The sequence below is a fragment of the Herbaspirillum hiltneri N3 genome (assembly GCF_001267925.1).
GTDB classification, from domain to species: Bacteria; Pseudomonadota; Gammaproteobacteria; order Burkholderiales; family Burkholderiaceae_D; genus Herbaspirillum; species Herbaspirillum hiltneri.
On the sequence record NZ_CP011409.1, the window covers coordinates 949009 to 967499 of the forward strand.

Annotated in this window: 17 protein-coding genes; 6 read left to right on the top strand and 11 right to left on the bottom strand. The window is 61.3% G+C overall.

Annotated features, from left to right (window positions below; all coding sequences use genetic code 11):
• Positions 1-34: 34 nt before the first annotated feature.
• The 6 genes from F506_RS04310 to F506_RS04335 all read right to left on the bottom strand — a co-directional run bounded on the left by F506_RS04310 (position 35) and on the right by F506_RS04335 (position 5789).
• Positions 35-1684, bottom strand: a complete 1650-nt coding sequence (locus F506_RS04310) for a carboxyl transferase domain-containing protein (RefSeq protein WP_053195495.1) — start codon at positions 1682-1684, stop codon at positions 35-37.
• A 51-nt stretch (positions 1685-1735) separates the two neighbouring features.
• Positions 1736-2188, bottom strand: a complete 453-nt coding sequence (locus F506_RS04315; RefSeq protein WP_053195496.1) for a YchJ family protein — start codon at positions 2186-2188, stop codon at positions 1736-1738.
• Positions 2188-2799 (bottom strand): 2-hydroxychromene-2-carboxylate isomerase, encoded by a 612-nt coding sequence (locus F506_RS04320; protein ID WP_053195497.1) that lies wholly within the window; start codon positions 2797-2799, stop codon positions 2188-2190. Before F506_RS04320 ends, F506_RS04315 begins: the two co-directional genes overlap by 1 nt.
• 16 nt (positions 2800-2815) lie before the next feature.
• The gene (locus tag F506_RS04325) at positions 2816-4009 is read right to left on the bottom strand and encodes an acetyl-CoA C-acetyltransferase (RefSeq protein ID WP_053195498.1); all 1194 of its coding nucleotides are present in this window, start codon (positions 4007-4009) and stop codon (positions 2816-2818) included.
• A 37-nt stretch (positions 4010-4046) separates the two neighbouring features.
• A complete protein-coding gene (locus F506_RS04330) occupies positions 4047-5231 on the bottom strand; it encodes an isovaleryl-CoA dehydrogenase (protein ID WP_053195499.1) in 1185 nt (394 codons plus the stop codon).
• A gap of 117 nt (positions 5232-5348) precedes the next feature.
• Complete coding sequence (locus F506_RS04335; RefSeq protein ID WP_053195500.1) at positions 5349-5789, bottom strand: MerR family transcriptional regulator; 441 nt, start codon at positions 5787-5789, stop codon at positions 5349-5351.
• Between the two features lie 159 nt (positions 5790-5948).
• On the opposite strand from F506_RS04335, the gene F506_RS04340 reads away from it, so the two are divergent.
• A complete protein-coding gene (locus tag F506_RS04340; protein WP_053195501.1) occupies positions 5949-7016 on the top strand; it encodes an MBL fold metallo-hydrolase in 1068 nt (355 codons plus the stop codon).
• A gap of 77 nt (positions 7017-7093) precedes the next feature.
• Here F506_RS04340 and def read toward each other — a convergent pair whose 3' ends face one another.
• Positions 7094-7606 (bottom strand): peptide deformylase, encoded by a 513-nt coding sequence (gene def / locus F506_RS04345; protein WP_053195502.1) that lies wholly within the window; start codon positions 7604-7606, stop codon positions 7094-7096.
• Positions 7607-7739: 133 nt separating this feature from the next.
• On the opposite strand from def, the gene F506_RS04350 reads away from it, so the two are divergent.
• The 4 genes from F506_RS04350 to F506_RS04365 all read left to right on the top strand — a co-directional run bounded on the left by F506_RS04350 (position 7740) and on the right by F506_RS04365 (position 13393).
• The gene (locus F506_RS04350) at positions 7740-8612 is read left to right on the top strand and encodes a hypothetical protein (protein ID WP_144423994.1); all 873 of its coding nucleotides are present in this window, start codon (positions 7740-7742) and stop codon (positions 8610-8612) included.
• The gene (gene dprA / locus F506_RS04355; RefSeq protein WP_053195504.1) at positions 8609-9724 is read left to right on the top strand and encodes a DNA-processing protein DprA; all 1116 of its coding nucleotides are present in this window, start codon (positions 8609-8611) and stop codon (positions 9722-9724) included. Before F506_RS04350 ends, dprA begins: the two co-directional genes overlap by 4 nt.
• Before the next feature lie 159 nt (positions 9725-9883).
• Positions 9884-10360 (top strand): DUF494 family protein, encoded by a 477-nt coding sequence (locus F506_RS04360; RefSeq protein ID WP_053195505.1) that lies wholly within the window; start codon positions 9884-9886, stop codon positions 10358-10360.
• A 378-nt stretch (positions 10361-10738) separates the two neighbouring features.
• On the top strand, positions 10739-13393 hold the full coding sequence (locus F506_RS04365) for a DNA topoisomerase III (protein ID WP_053195506.1): 2655 nt from the start codon (positions 10739-10741) through the stop codon (positions 13391-13393).
• Positions 13394-13491: 98 nt separating this feature from the next.
• Here F506_RS04365 and F506_RS04370 read toward each other — a convergent pair whose 3' ends face one another.
• Positions 13492-14265: an exodeoxyribonuclease III gene (locus F506_RS04370; RefSeq protein ID WP_053195507.1), complete on the bottom strand. Its 774-nt coding sequence runs from the start codon at positions 14263-14265 to the stop codon at positions 13492-13494.
• A gap of 129 nt (positions 14266-14394) precedes the next feature.
• On the opposite strand from F506_RS04370, the gene pyrE reads away from it, so the two are divergent.
• Positions 14395-15060: an orotate phosphoribosyltransferase gene (gene pyrE / locus F506_RS04375; protein ID WP_053195508.1), complete on the top strand. Its 666-nt coding sequence runs from the start codon at positions 14395-14397 to the stop codon at positions 15058-15060.
• Between the two features lie 109 nt (positions 15061-15169).
• Here pyrE and F506_RS04380 read toward each other — a convergent pair whose 3' ends face one another.
• The 3 genes from F506_RS04380 to gatB form a co-directional block, all read right to left on the bottom strand.
• Positions 15170-15682 (bottom strand): hypothetical protein, encoded by a 513-nt coding sequence (locus F506_RS04380; RefSeq protein WP_053195509.1) that lies wholly within the window; start codon positions 15680-15682, stop codon positions 15170-15172.
• 187 nt (positions 15683-15869) lie between these two features.
• Positions 15870-16766 carry a TauD/TfdA dioxygenase family protein gene (locus F506_RS04385; protein ID WP_053195510.1) on the bottom strand — a complete coding sequence of 299 codons (897 nt, stop codon included), beginning with the start codon at positions 16764-16766 and terminating at the stop codon, positions 15870-15872.
• A gap of 229 nt (positions 16767-16995) precedes the next feature.
• Complete coding sequence (gene gatB / locus F506_RS04390) at positions 16996-18456, bottom strand: Asp-tRNA(Asn)/Glu-tRNA(Gln) amidotransferase subunit GatB (protein ID WP_053195511.1); 1461 nt, start codon at positions 18454-18456, stop codon at positions 16996-16998.
• Positions 18457-18491: the final 35 nt, after the last annotated feature.

The window sequence follows — 18491 nt, forward strand, 5'->3', positions numbered from 1 at the left end:
TTCACGTTCTCCAGGTCGCAAATGCCGTCAGGCTTCACATCCGGAACACACCGAACCTGGTCTCCTGGATCGGCGCATTCAATGCTGCGCTCAAGCCCAGCCCGAGCACCATGCGCGTATCGGCAGGATCGATTACACCGTCGTCCCACAGGCGTGCCGAGGCGTAATAGGGATGGCCCTGGTGTTCGTATTGTTCGCGGATCGGGGTCTTGAAGGCGGCTTCCTCTTCCGCCGTCCAGCTGCCGCCCTTGGACTCAATGCCGTCGCGCTTGACGGTCGCCAGCACGCTGGCGGCCTGCTCGCCGCCCATCACCGAGATGCGTGCGTTCGGCCACATCCACAGGAAGCGCGGCGAGAAAGCGCGACCGCACATGCCGTAGTTGCCGGCGCCGAAACTGCCGCCGATGATCATCGTCAGCTTCGGCACGGCGGCGGTCGAGACGGCGGTCACCATCTTGGCACCGTTGCGCGCAATGCCTTCGTTTTCATATTTCTTGCCGACCATGAAGCCGGTGATGTTCTGCAGGAAAATCAACGGGATCTTGCGCTGGCAGCACAATTCGATGAAGTGCGCGCCCTTGAGCGCCGACTCCGAAAACAGGATGCCGTTGTTGGCGATGATACCGACCGGCATGCCGTACAGATGCGCGAAACCGCATACCAGCGTGGTGCCGTAGCGCGCCTTGAATTCGTCGAACTCGCTACCGTCGACCACGCGTGCAATCACTTCGCGCACGTCGAACGGCTTGCGTGTGTCGGTCGGGATCACGCCGTACAGTTCGCGCGCCGGATATTTCGGTTCGCGCACCTCATCGACCTTCCGCAGGGCAAGCTGCTGCGGTTTGGTGCGATTGAGGTTGCCGACGATGCTGCGCGCAATCGACAGCGCGTGCAGATCGTTTTGCGCCAGATGATCGACCACGCCCGACAGGCGCGTGTGCACGTCGCCGCCACCCAGTTCTTCGGCCGTGACGACCTCGCCGGTGGCGGCCTTCACCAGCGGCGGGCCGGCCAGGAAAATGGTGCCCTGATCCTTGACGATGATGGATTCGTCGCTCATCGCCGGCACGTACGCGCCGCCCGCCGTACACGAACCCATCACCACCGCGATTTGTGGAATGCCCTTGGCCGACAGGTTGGCCTGGTTGAAGAAGATGCGGCCGAAGTGATCGCGGTCGGGGAACACTTCATCCTGATTCGGCAAGTTGGCGCCGCCGCTGTCGACCAGGTAGATGCAGGGCAGGTTGTTGAACTCGGCGATCTCCTGCGCGCGCAGATGTTTCTTGGCGGTCATCGGATAGTAGGTGCCGCCCTTGACGGTGGCGTCGTTGCAGACGATCACGCATTCCTGGCCGGCGACGCGGCCGATGCCGGTGATGATGCCGGCGGACGGCGCCGCGTCCCGCAGTTGCTGGTCCTTGTCCTTGCCCTTTTCCTGGTACATGCCGTAGGCGGCCAGTTGCGAGAACTCAAGGAAGGGCGTGCCGGGATCGAGCAGCATCTGCACGCGGTCGCGCGGCAGCAGTTTGCCGCGCGCCAGATGCTTGTCGCGTGCGGCCTCGCCGCCGCCTTGCGCGATGACGGCGATCTTCTCTTTCAGATCGTCGACGATGATTTGCATCGCCGTCGCGTTGCTCTGGAAGTCTTCGCTGCGCGTGTTCAGTTTGCTCTCGAGTTGCGGCATGGTGATCCTTTGTCTCAATATATTTTTCTGGAGCGGCCAACAACGCCGCTCTCACTCGTCATCCGGAAATGCGCCGTCGACGTAATACCAGCGCGCTACGCCGGCGGCATCCGGCTGGCGTACGAAACTGCTGACTTCATGCAGGCGATGACCACGGCCGCCGACCTTGAAGCGCGCCACGAATTCCACGGTCGCTTCGTCGGCGCCTTTATCTGCGCCTTTATCTGCGCCTTCATCTGCACCTTTGACATGCTTGTGCCTGATCACGTCGAGCCCTATCCATTTGACGTCGTCCTCGGCGGTGAGGGGTTCCTCCGGCAGCGTATCGGGATGCCAGGTCGCGCGCAGATACGCTTCCTCGCGCAGCGCGAACGCCGTATAGCGCGAGCGCATCAATTGCTCCGCCGTCGCCGGCACCGCTTCACCCGAAATGAAGCGGCCGCAGCAGGCGCCGTAGACGCCTTTGCCGCAGGGACAGGCCACCTTGTCTGTCTTGCCCGCCATCAGATCTTTCCGCTCTTCAGGAAAGCCTCAAGCTGGTCGAAGCGGTCGAAGCCCCAGAACGATTCTCCGTCGACGATCACGAACGGCGAGCCGAACACGCCGCGTTCGATTGAGGCGGCGACTTCGGTTTTCAGCGCTTCCTTGACGGTGTCGTCGTTGAGCGCCGTGCTCAGCTTGCCGGCGTCGATGCCGTTATCGCCGGCGATGCGGATCACCGTCTCGAGTTTGCTGATGTCGATGTTCTCGGTGAAGTAGGCGCTGTAGATGGCATGGATCAGATTGACCGCCCTGGCCGCATCGTTTTGCTGCACCCATAACACTGCGCGCGCCGCATGTTGCGTGGCGATCGGCATGACGTCGGGATGGCGGAACAGGATGTTGTGGAAACGCGCGCTGCGTTCCATGTCGTGGCGCGCATAGTCGCCCTTCAACGGCACGTTGGCGATCGGCGCGATGTTCATGGTCTTGAACACCGGGCCGAGCAGGATGGCGCGCCAGTTGACCGTACGGCCGTATTGCGCCGCCAGCTTTTCGATGTGCAGTGATGCAAAATAGCCGTAAGGCGAACTGAAGTCGAAGTAGAAATCGACAGGTGATTTTTGGTCGCTCATGTTGATCCCGGAGTGATTACAGCAATTCAATCGCCAGCGCCGTGCCTTCGCCGCCGCCGATGCACAAGGACGCGACGCCGCGCTTGCCGCCGGTTTTCTTCAGTGCGCCGATCAGCGTGACGAGGATGCGTGCACCCGATGCGCCGATCGGATGGCCCAGCGCGCAGGCGCCGCCGTGGATGTTGACCTTGTCGTGGGTGATGCCGAGTTCCTTCATCGCGGCCATCGGCACGGCGGCGAAGGCCTCGTTGATTTCAAACAGATCGACGTCGGCGGTGCTCCAGCCGATTTTCTTGTACAGATTGTTGATGGCGCCGATCGGGGCGGTGGTGAACCAGTTCGGTTCCTGCGAGTGACGCGCGTGGCCGACGATACGGGCGATCGGCGTGCTGCCGAGTTTCTTCGCCGTCGATTCGCGCATCAGCACCAGCGCGGCGGCTCCATCGTTGATCGAGGAGGAGGAGGCGGCAGTGATGGTGCCGTCTTTCTTGAAGGCGGCTTTCAGCGTCGGGATTTTTTCGACCTTGGCCTTGCGCGGACCTTCATCGGTATCGACCACGACATCGCCGGCGCGGGTGGTCACGGTGACCGGTGCAATTTCCCATTTGAACGAACCGTCTGCCGTGGCTTGTTGCGCGCGCTTGACCGAGGCGATTGCAAAGGCGTCCTGGTCTTCGCGCGTGAAGTGGTATTTCGCGGCGCAGTCTTCGCCGAAGGTGCCCATGGCGCGGCCCTTGTCATAGGCGTCTTCCAGGCCGTCGAGCATCATGTGGTCGTAGATCATGCCGTGGCCGATGCGATAACCGCCGCGCGCTTTCGGAATCAGGTAGGGGGCGTTGGTCATCGATTCCATGCCGCCGGCGACCACCACTTCGTTGGTGCCGGCAAGGATGGAGTCGAAGCCGAACATGGTCGCCTGCATGGCCGAGCCGCACATCTTCGACAAGGTCACGGCGCCGGCCGAGACGGGAATGCCAGCCTTGATCGCCGCCTGGCGCGCAGGGGCCTGGCCCTGTCCGGCCATCAGGCAGTTGCCGAACAATACGTCCTGCACTTGTTCGGGCGCGACGCCGGCACGTTCCAGCGCGGCCTTGATGGCGGCGGCGCCGAGATCGCTGGCGGTCAACGCCGACAATTCGCCCTGGAAAGCGCCCATGGGAGTGCGCGCGGCGCCGACGATGACAATCGGATCTTCAATACGGTCTTGCATGTTCTTCTCCTGCTAGGATGAATGATTCAAAAAATGTTTACATAGTCTCGGCAAACAGTTCGCGGCCGATCAGCATGCGACGAATCTCGCTGGTGCCGGCGCCGATCTCGTAGAGCTTGGCGTCGCGCCACAGGCGGCCGACCGGGTATTCGTTGATGTAGCCGTTGCCTCCCAGCGCCTGGATCGCCTCGCCGGCCATCCAGGTGGCTTTCTCTGCGGAGTAGAGGATGGCACCGGCGGCGTCCTTGCGCAGCGCGCGCGCTGCGTCCGGCGTCTTCGCGCGGTCGCAGGCCTGGCCGACGGCGTAGACATAGGCCTTGCAGGCCATCATGGTCGAATACATGTCGGCGATCTTGCCCTGCATCAGCTGGAATTCGCCGATGGCCTGGCCAAACTGCTTGCGGTCGTGCACGTAGGGGACGACGACATCCATGCAGGCCTGCATGATGCCGAGCGGGCCGCCGGACAGCACCGCGCGTTCGAAGTCGAGCCCGGACATCAGCACGTTGACGCCGCGACCGACGCCGCCGAGCACGTTTTCTTCCGGCACCTCGCAATCCTGGAACACCAGTTCGCCGGTGTGCGAACCGCGCATGCCGAGCTTGTCGAGCTTTTGTGCGACCGAGAATCCTTTGTAACCCTTTTCGACCAGGAAGGCGGTCATGCCGCGTGCGCCGGCTTCCAGGTCGGTCTTGGCGTACACCACCAGTACGTCGGCATCGGGGCCGTTGGTGATCCACATCTTGCTGCCGTTCAATACGTAACGGTCGCCCTTCTTGTCGGCGCGCAGTTTCATGCTGACGACGTCGGAGCCGGCATTGGGCTCCGACATGGCGAGCGCGCCGACGAAGTCGCCCGAGATCAGCTTGGGCAGGTACTTGTCCTTTTGCGCGGCGGTGCCGTTGCGTTTGATCTGGTTCACGCACAGGTTGGAGTGCGCGCCATAGGACAGGCCGACCGAGGCCGAGGCGCGCGAGATTTCTTCCAGCGCGACGATATGCGCGAGATAACCCATCGCGGCGCCGCCGTATTCTTCGTCGGCGGTGATGCCGAGCACGCCGAGATCGCCCATCTTTTTCCACAAGTCCATCGGGAACTGGTCGCTGCGATCGATTTCCGCTGCGCGCGGGGCGATTTCAGCCTGCGCGAATGCGGCGACGCTCTCGCGCAAGGCGGCGATGTCTTCACCGTGATCGAAGGTCAAGCCTGGCAGATGGATCATGTTGTGTCTCCTCGTTTGGATAATCGGTTTTGATTTATATGCGAGCGTCGTGCTTTACGTTAACGTCAATTCAATTGCGAATGATGCCTAAATAATGAGCAATGCGTATTCATGGGGTCAGGCGGATTTTCGTGCGGCGGCGGTGCGGGCGGCGCGTTTTGCGGGTGCTTTGAGCGGCAGGTCGGTTTCCAGCAATTGCAGGCATTCGGCCTCGTGGGCGGCGATTTCTTCCAGCGTCACTTCGAGGTCTTCGCGCTGGCGTTCCAGTTTTTCGCGATGCTGCGCGAGTACGGCGAGGAAGCGCTGAAGTTGCGATTCGGTATCCTTGGGCGACTCGTACATGTCAACCAGGTTCTTGATTTCCGAGAGAGTCAGGCCGAGTCGCTTGCCGCGCAGCGTGAGCTTGAGGCGGGTACGTTCGCGTGCGGCATAGACGCGGTTGCGGCCGCCGCTGCCTTCGCGCTTCGGGCTCAGCAATCCCTGGTCTTCATAAAACCGGATCGCGCGCGGCGTGATGTCGAATTCCTTGGCCAGCTCGGTAATGGTGTAGGTCGGCATGATCTCTTCAGGATGGCGCGTTGCGGTTTCCGGGGCGGTCGTGGCACTTTACGTTAACGTAAAGTATATTGTAGGCTGCTCTGCAAAAAATGAAAATATTTCTTCGTGTTTTGCCAGTTTGATAACATCGGGAAATCTTCCGGTTACAGTCAGGTACCCATGAACGCTCTTGAATCCCAGCTCGAATACGCCTTTGGCGACAACTTGCCCGCCGTGGGCACAACCATGGAAGTCGCGCCCGGCGTATTGTGGCTACGCATGGGGCTGCCGTTCGCCCTGGACCACATCAACCTGTGGCTGCTGGAAGACGAGATCGAGACGCCGACCGGACGCGTACGCGGCTGGACCGCGGTCGATTGCGGCATCGCCACCGACGCCACCAGGGAGAGCTGGGAAAGTATTTTCGCCACGCAACTGCGCGGCTTGCCAATCATTCGCGTACTGGTCACGCATTGTCATCCCGACCATGTCGGCCTGGCGGACTGGCTGTGCGGGCGCTGGCATGCGCCGTTGTGGATGAGCACCGGCGATTACGGGTTTGCGCGCTTGATGTCGGCCGGTTTGCCGGGCGCGGACGGCACCTCGGCGGCGCCGCATTTCCGCCGCCACGGCCTGATTGACGAAGAGCTGATCGCCAAGCTGGCCGGTCGCAACAACTATTACCAGAACCTGGTGCCCAGCGTGCCGCTGGCATACACGCGCATGCAGGACCAGCATACGGTGCGCATCGGTGCGCGCGAGTGGCGCGTGATCACCGGCTTCGGCCATTCGCCGGAACATGTCTCGTTGTATGCCGACGATGCGCGCCTGCTGATTTCCGGCGACATGGTGTTGCCTCGCATCTCGACCAACGTGTCGGTGTTCGCCATCGAGCCGGAAGCCAATCCGGTGCAGCAATACCTCGATTCGCTGAAAAAATATGCCGGCCTGGCCGACGACACGCTGGTGCTGCCGTCGCACGGCAAACCGTTCCGCGGCTTGCATACGCGCATCGCGCAGCTGAACGATCACCACCGCGCGCGTCTGGCGGAAGTGCTGGAGGCGTGCGCGACGCCGAAGACGGCGGTGGAGATATTGCCGGTGATGTTCAAGCGCCCGCTCGACACGCATCAGCTGAGTTTTGCGCTGGGCGAGGCGGTGGCGCATTTGCACAAGCTGTGGTTCGACGGCGTGCTGCAACGACGGCTCGGCGACGACGGGATTTTCCGTTTCATCGTAGCCTCCTGATGCAATGAAAAACGGCCTGCAATCCGCAGGCCGTTTTTTTCTTGGCAGATCTCGTCACGCGCCTTGCGCGTTGAGGCTTATCCGCGCTTCAGTTCGCGCTCTTCCTTGAGCATCTTGGTCTTGATGCGATTGCGCTTGAGCGGCGACAGGTATTCCACGAAAACCTTGCCCTTGAGGTGGTCCATCTCATGCTGGATGCAGACTGCCAGCAGGCCGTCGGCTTCCACTTCGAATTCCTTGCCATCGGCATCGAAGGCGCGCGCCTTGACGCGTGCCGGACGCTCGACGCCGTCGTAAATGCCGGGCACCGACAGGCAGCCTTCGTCGTAGACCTGCTTCTCGTCGCTGGACCAGGTGATTTCCGGATTGATGAACACGCGCAGTTCGTTGTTGGTGTCGGATACGTCGATCACGAGCACCTGCTCATGCACGTCGACCTGGGTCGCCGCCAGGCCGACGCCGGGCGCGTCGTACATGGTTTCCGCCATGTCGGCGACGAGTTTCTTCAGCCGCTCGTCGAACACGGTGACGGGCTTGGCAACCTTGTGCAGGCGGGGATCCGGGTAACGGAGGATATTCAATAAGGCCATACTTTTTGCTCACTGCGCTATCTGCGCTCTACAGCGATAGCTGAGGGTTGTTCTTGCCAGTTCAAGGAATTGTCGGCAGAATCGATGTTTGTTGTCATTATGGCAACAATATTGTTCGGGACGATTCCGTTGAGTGCCGCGATTTGTCGCTTTTTTGGGGCGATTTTTGAAAAATTTTATCATAGCCGCCATGCTTCTCCTCTTGCCGGGCCTGTCTGGCGCTGTTGCGGCCGTCGTTTCGGAGGCTGACGAGGCAGTCACGCAACTGATACCTGCGGTGCGGCGTGGCGCTTTGCCGCAGACCGTGCAGCGTGCGCAGCAGATACGTCCTGTTGCGCCGCTGCTCATCGACGCCATGCAATTGAGGCACGCTCTGCGCATCGTCGCAACACCCGGCCGGCCTGCATTGATGAGCAAGGGAGACCGTGTCGCGGTGGCGGGCGATCTTCACGGCATCATCGAATTCCGCATCGTGCGGGCTTCGCTGAAACTGCTCGATCCGCTGAGCGGCGAACATCTGGGCGACGAAGCCATTGCGCTCGGCAAAGCGGTGCTGCAGCGTGAAGGAACAGGCCGCGCGCATAGCTTCATCATCACCGCGTCAACGCAAGAAATTATGCCGGGAGACCTGCTGATTCCAGTTGCCGCGCCCGCAGCGAATTCCGCCGCCATCCGGCACGGCGCAGCGGTGAATGCACGCATCATTTCCATCGCCGGCGGCGCCACACATGCGGCGCAAGATCATGTGATCGGTATCAACAAAGGCGCCCGCGACAACGTCGCCGCCGGCATGTCGCTGGCGCTGATCGCGACACCGGCGGCGCATCGCGTTGCCGGAAAGGACTCGCAGCAGCAAGCATCCGGATCATCGGAAAACGAGAGCGGCCGCTTGCTGATATTTCACGTCTACGACAGCGTTTCGTACGGACTCGTCACCGGGGCCGTCGATGCGTTGCAGGTAGGGGACAAGGCGCTCGCGCCATCAACGGAATACACACCACATTGACCATCGCCAATTTCAATGACGCAGCCGAGCTGCGCGACTGGATTCGCTTCATGCAAACCGACGGCGTCGGTGTCGACATGGCGCGCAGATTGCTGTCGACCTTCGGCCTGCCGGGCGACGTCTTCAGCGCCGGTTTCGACGAGCTGCGTGCAGTCGTGCCGGAGCGCATCGCACGCGCGCTGCTGCAAGCGCCGACCGCCATGATGCAGAACCGGCTCGAACTGACGCTGGACTGGGCCGCACAGCCTGGCCATCGCATCCTCACGCTGGCCGACGCCGATTATCCGCAAGCCCTGCTGAACATTTCCGACCCGCCGATCCTGCTCTATATAAAAGGACGCAGCGCGTTGCTGTCGGCGACGTCGCTCGCGGTGGTCGGCAGCCGCAACGCCACGGCGCAGGGCATGCAGAACGCCGAACGGTTTTCCGAGGCAGCCAGCCGCGCCGGGTTAACGGTGGTGTCGGGGCTGGCGCTGGGTATCGACGCGGCGGCGCATCACGGCGGCCTGCGCGGCGAAGGCTCCAGCGTCGCCGTGATCGGCACCGGCATCGACATCGTCTATCCGATGCGTAATCGCGCGCTTGCGCAACGTCTGGCGGAGGAGGGTTGCATCGTCAGCGAATATCCGCTCGGCATGCCGCCGGTGGCGGCTAATTTCCCGCGCCGCAACCGCATCATTTCCGGACTGGCGCGTGCAGTGCTGGTGGTCGAAGCCGCGGCGCAATCGGGTTCGCTGATCACGGCGCGCACGGCGGCCGAACAAGGCCGCGATGTGTTCGCGATTCCCGGCTCGATTCATTCGCCGTTGTCCAAGGGATGCCATCAACTGATCAAGCAGGGCGCCAAACTGGTCGAATCGGAAGAGGATATTCTCGAAGAACTCGGCAAGCTGCCGATGCCGATGCAGCCTGCGCAACCCTCCGTCATTACGCGCGCAGACAAGGACGCCGACGCACTGCTCGGCGCGATGGGTTTCGATCCGGTTGATGCGGATGTACTCAGCCTGCGCAGCGGTCTTGGCGCTGCCGCGCTGAGCGAGCGGCTGCTATCGCTGGAGCTCGACGGCGCAGTGGAATGTCTGCCGGGAGGACGTTACAGGCGCGTCAACTGATGCACGTAAATTGCGCAAAAAACGGACCTCAGGCAATGACTCGCGCAATCAGATAACGGCCAGACAACAACTCGCAAGATATTCTGCGCAAATCTCAAAATCCTGCCATACTGGATTCGTAGACTTGTGTTGTGTCAACCTTCGCGATAGAGTAGAGCCATGTTTGACGTCCTTGTTTATCTGTACGAAACCTACTATCGCCCCGATGCCTGCCCTGAACCAGCGGCCTTGGTCAAGAAATTGACCGCCATTGGTTTTGAGGACGAGGAAATCACCAGGGCGCTCGGTTGGCTCACCGATCTGGAAGAAGCCAATCACGAGTTCGCTGATCAATATCCCCAGCAAACCGCCTTCTCCTTCGGTATCCGAATTTATGCCCAGCAAGAGATGGATGTGCTTGGCACCGAAGCCGTCGGCTTCATCCAGTTCCTCGAATCCGCCAAGATGCTCAACGCCGTGCAGCGCGAAATCGTCATCGAACGCGCGCTCGCAGTCGGCGACGCGCCGGTGTCGCTGGAAAAGCTCAAGGTCATCGTGCTGATGGTCTTGTGGAGCCAGGGCAAGGAGCCGGACGGCCTGATGTTCGACGAGCTGTTCCTCGACGAAGACGATGCGGAACCGCGATTGTTGCACTGACTCCCGGTTCAATTTTGCATTCAAGACAACAAAAGACGGCGTCCCTTGCGGCGCCGTTTTTCATGTTGCGGCCGCTTCGCATGCACACTGCCAGGCGGCATGTGCAGATGTGCTGCACCGTGCCGGGGCACGCTTGTTTTTCCCGATTTCGTCTGCAGATTGTCCAAAGCCGGTACGTCCGGGGGGAGCCACGGCCTTCTTGCCGCGCTTGCCGTTTGTTCTGCAACGCGCTTATCATTCCCCCGCACTGCTCAAATATTAGCTACTATATAAAAAGCATATTGCCAATACGCAATAAAAATTGCGCTTCAGCGCCACATATTGGCGCGGCCGGGCAGCAGCCTACGACCCCTTTGCATCCTCTTTGAGATCACATTTATGAGCAAGACCCTCATCATTGCCGAGAAGCCCTCTGTCGCGAACGACATCGCGAAGACGCTCGGCGGCTTTACCAAGCACGATGAGTATTTCGAATCCGACGAATACGTCCTGTCCTCGGCCGTGGGCCACCTGCTGGAAATCGCCGTTCCCGAGGAATACGACGTCAAGCGCGGCAAATGGACCTTCACGCATCTGCCGATGATCCCGCCGCACTTTGCGCTCAACCCGATCGCCAAGACCGAGTCGCGCCTCAAGGCGTTGAGCAAGCTGATCAAGCGCAAGGACGTTACCGGCCTGATCAACGCATGTGACGCCGGGCGGGAAGGCGAACTGATTTTCCGCCTGATCGCGCAATACACCAAAGCCAAGCAGCCGGTGCAGCGCCTGTGGCTGCAGTCGATGACGCCGGGAGCGATCCGCGACGGTTTCGCCAACCTGCGCAAGGACGAAGAAATGCTGCCGCTGGCCGACGCCGCCCGCTGCCGCAGCGAAGCGGACTGGCTGATCGGCATCAACGGCACGCGCGCCATGACCGCCTTCAATTCGAAGGAAGGCGGCTTTTACCTGACTACCGTCGGCCGCGTGCAGACGCCGACCTTGTCGATCGTGGTCGAGCGTGAAGAAAAGATCAAGAAGTTCGTCTCCCGCGATTTCTGGGAAGTGCGCGCCGACTTCGTTTGCGCCGCCGGCATCTATGAAGGCCGCTGGCTCGACAAGCAGCACAAGAAAGACGAGAACGATCCGGAGAAGCGTCCCGAGCGCCTGTGGAGCAAGGCTGCCGCGGAATCGATCGTGGCCGCCTGCCGCGGCAAGATCGGCAACGTCACCGAAGAATCCAAGCCAACCACGCAAATGGCGCCCGGCCTGTTCGACCTGACCAGCCTGCAACGCGAAGCCAACTCGCGCTTCGGCTTCTCCGCCAAGAACACGCTCGGCCTGGCCCAGGCCTTGTACGAAAAGCACAAGGTGCTGACTTATCCGCGTACCGACTCGCGCCATCTGCCGGAAGATTATCTGCAGACCGTCAAGGACACGATGGAAGCGCTGTCCGAGAACAACAACTACCATCAGTTCTCGAAGCAGATCCTCAAGCAGGGTTGGGTCAAGCCGAACAAGCGCATCTTCGACAACACCAAGATCAGCGATCACTTTGCGATCATCCCGACCACGCAAGTGCCGAAGAACCTGTCGGAGCCGGAACAGAAACTGTACGACCTGGTGACGCGCCGCTTCATGGCGGTGTTCTTCCCGGCTGCGGAATTTCAGGTCACCACGCGCTTCACCGAAGTCTCCGGCCATCAGTTCAAGACCGAAGGCAAGGTCATGACCAATCCGGGCTGGCTGGCGATCTACGGCAAGGACGTGGTTGACGAGAAGGATGAAAACAGCGGCACGCTGGTCGCCGTCGCCAAGGACGAAAAGGTCAAGACCGACAAGATCACCGCCAACGGCCTGGTCACCAAGCCGCCGGCGCGCTACACCGAAGCGACGCTGCTGTCGGCCATGGAAGGCGCCGGCAAGCTGATCGACTCCGACGAGTTGCGCGAAGCGATGGCCGGCAAGGGCCTCGGCACGCCGGCCACGCGCGCGGCCATCATCGAAGGCCTGCTCAACGAAAAATACCTGCTGCGCGAAGGCCGCGAAATGATGCCGACCGCCAAGGCGTTCCAGCTCATGACGCTGCTGCACGGACTGGGCGTGGATGAACTGACCGAGCCTGAACTCACCGGCGAATGGGAGCAGAAGCTGGCGCAGATGGAACGCGGCAAGATCAGCCGTGAAGAGTTCATGCGCGAGATCGCCCAGATGACGCAAATCATCGTCAAGCGCGCCAAGGAGTATGACAACGACACCATCCCCGGCGACTACGCGACGCTGAAGACGCCTTGCCCGAATTGCGGCAGCGTGGTGAAGGAAAACTATCGCCGCTTCGCCTGCACCAAGTGCGAATTCTCGATGAGCAAGACGCCGGCCGGTCGCCAGTTTGAAATTCCCGAAGTGGAAGAGCTGCTGGCCAACCGCACCATCGGTCCGCTGCAGGGCTTCCGCTCGAAGATGGGCCGTCCGTTCGCGGCGATCCTGAAGATTTCGCGCGACGAGGAAATCAAGAACTTCAAGCTCGAATTCGATTTCGGCCAGAACGACGACGCCGAGGGCGGCGAACCGGTCGACTTCAGTGAGCAGACGCCGCTCGGCCCTTGCCCGAAATGCGGCAGCGGCGTGTACGAGATGGGTCTGGCCTACGTGTGCGAAAAGCAGGTTGCCAAGCCGAAGGCCTGTGACTTCCGCAGCGGCCGCATCATCCTGCAGCAGGAAATCCTGCCGGAACAGATGGCCAAACTGCTCAACGAAGGCAAGACCGACTTGCTGCCGGGCTTCATTTCGCAACGCACGCGCCGTCCGTTCAAGGCGTTCCTGGCGCGCGGCAAGGACGGCAAGATCAGCTTCGAGTTCGAGGAGCGCAAGGCCAAGGCGCCGGCCAAAGGCAAGGCTGCGGCAGCCGCTGCGGAAGGTGACGACGTTGCGACTGCAACGGCAACCAAGGCGAAGGCCAAGCCGGCGGCAGCAGCGAAGAAGCCGGCCGCCAAGAAACCTGCGGCTAAAAAGCCGGCCGTGAAAAAGGCTGCACCGAAGAAAGCCGCTGCCGCCTGATCAATCATCGGCGCACAAAAAAAGCCCTCGGTAACGAGGGCTTTTTCATGGTTGGTACAGATACGGATGCAAACGCTATCCTGCATTCCTCACGTTCATCACTTGTAATCGATCGTCAGCGGCGCATGGTCCGAGAAGCGCGCGGTCTTGTAGATCGCTGCGGTCTTTGCCTTCTTGGCGATGCCGGCGGTGGCGATGTGATAGTCGATGCGCCAGCCGACGTTGTTGGCCCAGGCCTGGCCGCGGTTGCTCCACCAGGTGTAGGCGTCGCCGGTGGTTTCCGGATGGATGGTGCGGTAGACGTCGACCAGGCCGAGTTCATCGAACACGCGTGTCAGCCAGGCGCGTTCTTCCGGCAGGAAGCCCGAGTTCTTCTGGTTGCTCTTCCAGTTCTTCAGGTCGATTTCCTTGTGGGCGATGTTCCAGTCGCCGCAGATGACGATTTCACGGCCGCTGTTCTTGAGCTCCTGCAAGTGCGGCAGGAACACTTCCATGAAACGGAATTTGGCTTGCTGGCGCTCTTCGCTCGACGAGCCCGAGGGGCAGTACAGCGAGATCACGGTGAGGTCGCCGAAGTCGCATTCGACGTAGCGGCCTTCATCGTCGAACTCCTGCACGCCGAAGCCGATACGCACCGCGTTCGGGGTGCGCTTGCTGTAGACGCCGACGCCCGAGTAGCCCTTCTTCTCGGCGTAGTGGAAATGGCCCACGTAGCCTTCCGGCGCGAGGAACTCGGGCGACATGTCGGCTTCCTGGGCCTTCAGTTCCTGCACGCAGATGAAGTCGGCGGATTCCTTGGCCATCCACTCGAAGAAACCCTTTTTGGCGGCGGAACGGATGCCGTTGAGATTGGCGGAGACGATTTTTGGCATGGTTTTCGGAGATCAAAAGTCAGGCGCGTAGCATACCTGATTCATTTAAAATGTGGGTCTTGCACACCCGGAGCCGGATCCCGGCACGTAGGACGGGTTTCTTCGCAGACAATTTTCCAGGAATGTATTTTGAGCAACTTACGACAAGAATTCATTGAGTTCGCCGTGTCCGCAGGCGTGTTGCGCTTCGGCGAGTTCGTCACCAAGGCCGGCCGCACTTCGCCTTACTTCTTCAATGCGGGGCTGTTCAACGAAGGCGCGGCGCTGGCCAGGGTGGCGCAGTTCTATGCCCAGACCTTGCAGGAGTCCGGCCTGCAATACGACATGCTGTTCGGTCCCGCCTACAAGGGCATCACGCTGGCCTCCGCCACCGCCGTTGCGCTGGCGGGCCAGGGCCGCAACGTGCCGTTCGCCTACAACCGCAAGGAAGCCAAAGACCACGGCGAAGGCGGCACCATCGTCGGCGCCAAGCTGCAAGGCCGCGTGGTGATCATTGACGACGTGATTTCAGCCGGCACCTCGGTGCGCGAATCGGTGGACATGATCCGCGCTGCCGGAGCTACTCCCTGCGCGGTCCTGATCGCGCTGGATCGCATGGAGCGCTCGGGCAAGGACGACGCCCTGTCGGCGCTGTCGGCGGTGCAGGAAGTGGGCAAGGCCTACGACATGCCGGTGATCTCGATCGGCAATCTCAACGACTTGCTGCAATACCTGGCGCAGGCCGGCGCCGACGCGCAGCTGTCGCAGTACAAGGACGCCGTGGCGGCTTACCGCGCGCGTTACGGCGTGCAATAAACGCTGTTGCCGCAAGCGGCAGGCCACAAAAAATGCCCCGGGTCATGGCGACGCGGGGCATTTTTCCATCTGCTGCGTTTTGTGTTGGTCGTGCCTTTTGCAGCAGGCGTCAGACCGTAGCTCTGATGGCTGCTGTGCCGGTCGTGCCGACTCCCAGGCGCTGCAGGCGATCATCGAGCTCGCCGATCTGCGCCGCCACTGCGTTTTCGGTCAGCTGGCCGCGTTGCTGGATGTCCTGCTGCACCGATTCGATCTTGTTGGTCAACGCGCTCAGGTGGGCGTTCTGGCGTTGCTGCAGCTGCTGCAATTCGCTTTGCAGGTAGCCGCGCAATTCGATGAAGCGCGATTTTTCAGCCTGGTCGGCCAACTCGCGCTGCATATCGAGCTGTTTGGTCAGCCGCCGCGCTTCGAACAGTGCGCTGGTTTGCAGCGCCATCACGTACAGCAGGAAGGCTGCGGCGAGGACCACCACCACGCCCAGCATCACCAGGCCCAGCGGCGCCTGGAAGTCGGTAAACACCAGCGTCAGCGGCGTTGGCGCCAGGAAGGCTTCCCAGTTGACGGCGGCGAAGATGGCGACCAGCGCCAGCACCACGATCATAAAAGTTGTGCGAAATCTCATGAGCATTCTCCTGTTGTTCGAATAATGTCCGATCAGGACGCGCACGACCGCATCGGGCGCGTCATCTGGAGTTTGGACCGGCCGCGCGCCATGCCGTTCCTTCGTGAGCGGAAACAATGTCTGACAGGCAATAAAAAAGCCCTCTTGCGAGGGCTTTTTTTGTCGATTCTTGCCGGATCGGCAAGCTTCAGACCGGGACGTCGCCTTCGACGGTGGTGCGATACAGCGTGCGGCGCAGGTGTTGCGGCGTGATGGCGGCGTAGTGCTGGGTGCTGCGGTTGTCCCAGAACACGATGTCGTGCGGTTGCCATTGATGGCGGTAGACGTTCTCGGGGCGCGTGACGTGTGCATGCAAGGTCTTGAGCAGTTCATTGCTTTCATCGCGCGGGATGCCGATGATGTGCGAGGTGAAGCCTTCGCTGACGAACAGGATCTTGCGGCCGCTTTCCGGATGCGTGGTGACGACCGGATGCTCCACCGGCGGTACTTCGTCGATCTGCTTTTGCGTCAGCTCCGGACGCCACGGCGACAGCTTGCGCAGCCGTTCGTAGCGGTAGATGTAGGAATGGACCGCGCGTTTGCCTTCCAGCAGCTTCTTGATCCCGGCCGGCAGCGTGTCGTAGGCGTCGGCGGTGTTGGCGAACAGCGTGTCGCCCTGTTCCGCCGGTAGCTCCTGCGAATGCAGCAGCGCACCCAGGCTGGGTTTGGGCATGTACGAGAGATCCGAATGCCAGTCGGCGCCGGCGTCGACCAGGCCGATCGGCTTGCCGTCTTCGAGCACGTTGGAGACGATCAGGATTTCCGGGTAATTCTTCAGGTGGAAGCGGTTGAGTACATGCACCTGCAACGGGCCGAAACGGCGGCTGAAGGCGACATGCTGGTCCGGCGTGATGCGCTGGTCGCGGAACACCACCACGCCGTGCCTGACCAGCGCCGCGCGGATGTCGGCCACTTCGCGGTCGGAGACCGGCAGGTTGAGGTCGAGGCCGGTGATTTCGGCGCCCAGCGGGCCGCCGAAGGCGCGGATAGTGAAATCTTGTTCCGCAGCGGCGGAAGGGGTTTGCAGTGCGCTTGCGCTGGACATGACGAATCTGGCTCCGTTGCCGGGCGGCGGTGGTCGGCTTGCGATTGGCTTGCGATTAGCGACCCCGCCCCGAGGGTGGTAAAACAAGGATTACACCCCTCGCCAGTCAGGCCAGCAAGTAATAAGTTCTCATAACCATATGTGTTTTCTGCGCACTCCGCGGCGCAGAAACGAAAAAGCCGCTGCAACAGCAGCGGCTTCGGTCGTTGGCGCAATCAAAACGCCGTGGTCAGGCCGTCAATTTCTTGCGCAGCAACTCGGTCAGTTGCGCCGGATTGGCCTTGCCCTTGGTGGCTTTCATGGCCTGGCCGATCAGGGCGTTGATGGCCTGTTCCTTGCCGGAACGGAACTCCGCCACCGACTTTTCGTTGGCCGCCAGCACCTGGTCGACGATGGCTTCCAGTGCGCCGCTGTCGGAAATCTGCTTCAGACCCTTGGCGTCGATGATGTCGTCGGCCAGCGTGTCCTTGTCGGATTTGGCTTCCCACATGCCGGCGAAGACTTCCTTGGCGATCTTGTTGGAAATGGTGCCGTCGGCGATGCGCTTCAGCAGCAGCGCCAATTGCACCGCGCTGACCGGCGCGGCGGCAATGTCCGTGTCTTCGCGGTTCAGTGTCGAGGCGACGTCGCCCATGAGCCAGTTGGCGGCGGGTTTGGCCTGCTCCTTGCCGGCGGCGGCAACCACCGCTTCGAAATAGGACGCCATCGCCTTCGATTGCGTCAGCACGGCGGCGTCGTATTCAGGCAGTGCGTAATCGCCGACGAAACGTTCGCGCATCGCGCCCGGCAATTCCGGCATGGTGGCTTTGACACGTTCGATCCACTCTTGCGCGATCACCAGCGGCGGCAAATCCGGATCGGGGAAGTAGCGGTAATCCTGCGCGTCTTCCTTGCTGCGCATGGAGCGCGTTTCCTTCTTGTCCGGATCGTACAGGCGCGTTTCCTGCACCACGGTGCCGCCGTCTTCGATCAGCTCGACCTGGCGCCGCACTTCGTAGTTGATCGCGTCTTCCATGAAGCGGAAGGAGTTGAGGTTCTTGATCTCGCAGCGGGTGCCGAATTCCTTCTGGCCGACCGGGCGCACCGAGACGTTGGCGTCGCAGCGGAACGAGCCCTCCTGCATGTTGCCGTCGCAGATGCCCAGCCACATCACCAGCGAGTGCAGCGCCTTGGCGTAGGCCACGGCTTCGGCGGCGCTGCGCATGTCGGGCTCGGTGACGATTTCCAGCAGCGGCGTGCCGGCGCGGTTGAGATCGATGCCCGTCATGCCCTGGTAGTCTTCATGCAGCGATTTTCCGGCATCTTCCTCGAGGTGGGCGCGGGTCAGTTGCAGCGTCTTGATTTCAGCCTTGCCGTCCTTCTCGAGCACGAAGGAAATCTTGCCGCCCTGGACCACCGGGATTTCAAACTGGCTGATCTGGTAACCCTTGGGCAGGTCGGGATAGAAATAATTTTTCCGTGCAAATACCGAGCGCGGCGCAATCGTCGCACCGATCGCCAGGCCGAACTGGATGGCACGCTCGACCGCGCCTTTGTTGAGCACCGGCAGCACGCCCGGCAAGGCCAGGTCGACCGGGCTGGCCTGGGTGTTGGGAGCGGAGCCGAACCGGGTCGATGAGCCGCTGAAAATTTTGGATTCGGTCGAAAGCTGTGTGTGCGTTTCCAGACCGATGACGACTTCCCACTGCATAGTATTCCTCGCTGATGTGTTCGTTTTACCTTGCG

Coding starts and splice junctions, on each gene's coding strand:
- F506_RS04320 (WP_053195497.1), bottom strand. CDS start 2,799: ATGAGCGACCAAAAATCACCTGTCGATTTCTACTTCGACTTCAGTTCG.
- F506_RS04325 (WP_053195498.1), bottom strand. CDS start 4,009: ATGCAAGACCGTATTGAAGATCCGATTGTCATCGTCGGCGCCGCGCGC.
- F506_RS04335 (WP_053195500.1), bottom strand. CDS start 5,789: ATGCCGACCTACACCATTACCGAGCTGGCCAAGGAATTCGACATCACG.
- F506_RS04330 (WP_053195499.1), bottom strand. CDS start 5,231: ATGATCCATCTGCCAGGCTTGACCTTCGATCACGGTGAAGACATCGCC.
- F506_RS04310 (WP_053195495.1), bottom strand. CDS start 1,684: ATGCCGCAACTCGAGAGCAAACTGAACACGCGCAGCGAAGACTTCCAG.
- F506_RS04380 (WP_053195509.1), bottom strand. CDS start 15,682: ATGAGATTTCGCACAACTTTTATGATCGTGGTGCTGGCGCTGGTCGCC.
- F506_RS04360 (WP_053195505.1), top strand. CDS start 9,884: ATGTTTGACGTCCTTGTTTATCTGTACGAAACCTACTATCGCCCCGAT.
- F506_RS04370 (WP_053195507.1), bottom strand. CDS start 14,265: ATGCCAAAAATCGTCTCCGCCAATCTCAACGGCATCCGTTCCGCCGCC.
- def (WP_053195502.1), bottom strand. CDS start 7,606: ATGGCCTTATTGAATATCCTCCGTTACCCGGATCCCCGCCTGCACAAG.
- F506_RS04340 (WP_053195501.1), top strand. CDS start 5,949: ATGAACGCTCTTGAATCCCAGCTCGAATACGCCTTTGGCGACAACTTG.
- F506_RS04315 (WP_053195496.1), bottom strand. CDS start 2,188: ATGGCGGGCAAGACAGACAAGGTGGCCTGTCCCTGCGGCAAAGGCGTC.
- F506_RS04385 (WP_053195510.1), bottom strand. CDS start 16,766: ATGTCCAGCGCAAGCGCACTGCAAACCCCTTCCGCCGCTGCGGAACAA.
- gatB (WP_053195511.1), bottom strand. CDS start 18,456: ATGCAGTGGGAAGTCGTCATCGGTCTGGAAACGCACACACAGCTTTCG.
- F506_RS04365 (WP_053195506.1), top strand. CDS start 10,739: ATGAGCAAGACCCTCATCATTGCCGAGAAGCCCTCTGTCGCGAACGAC.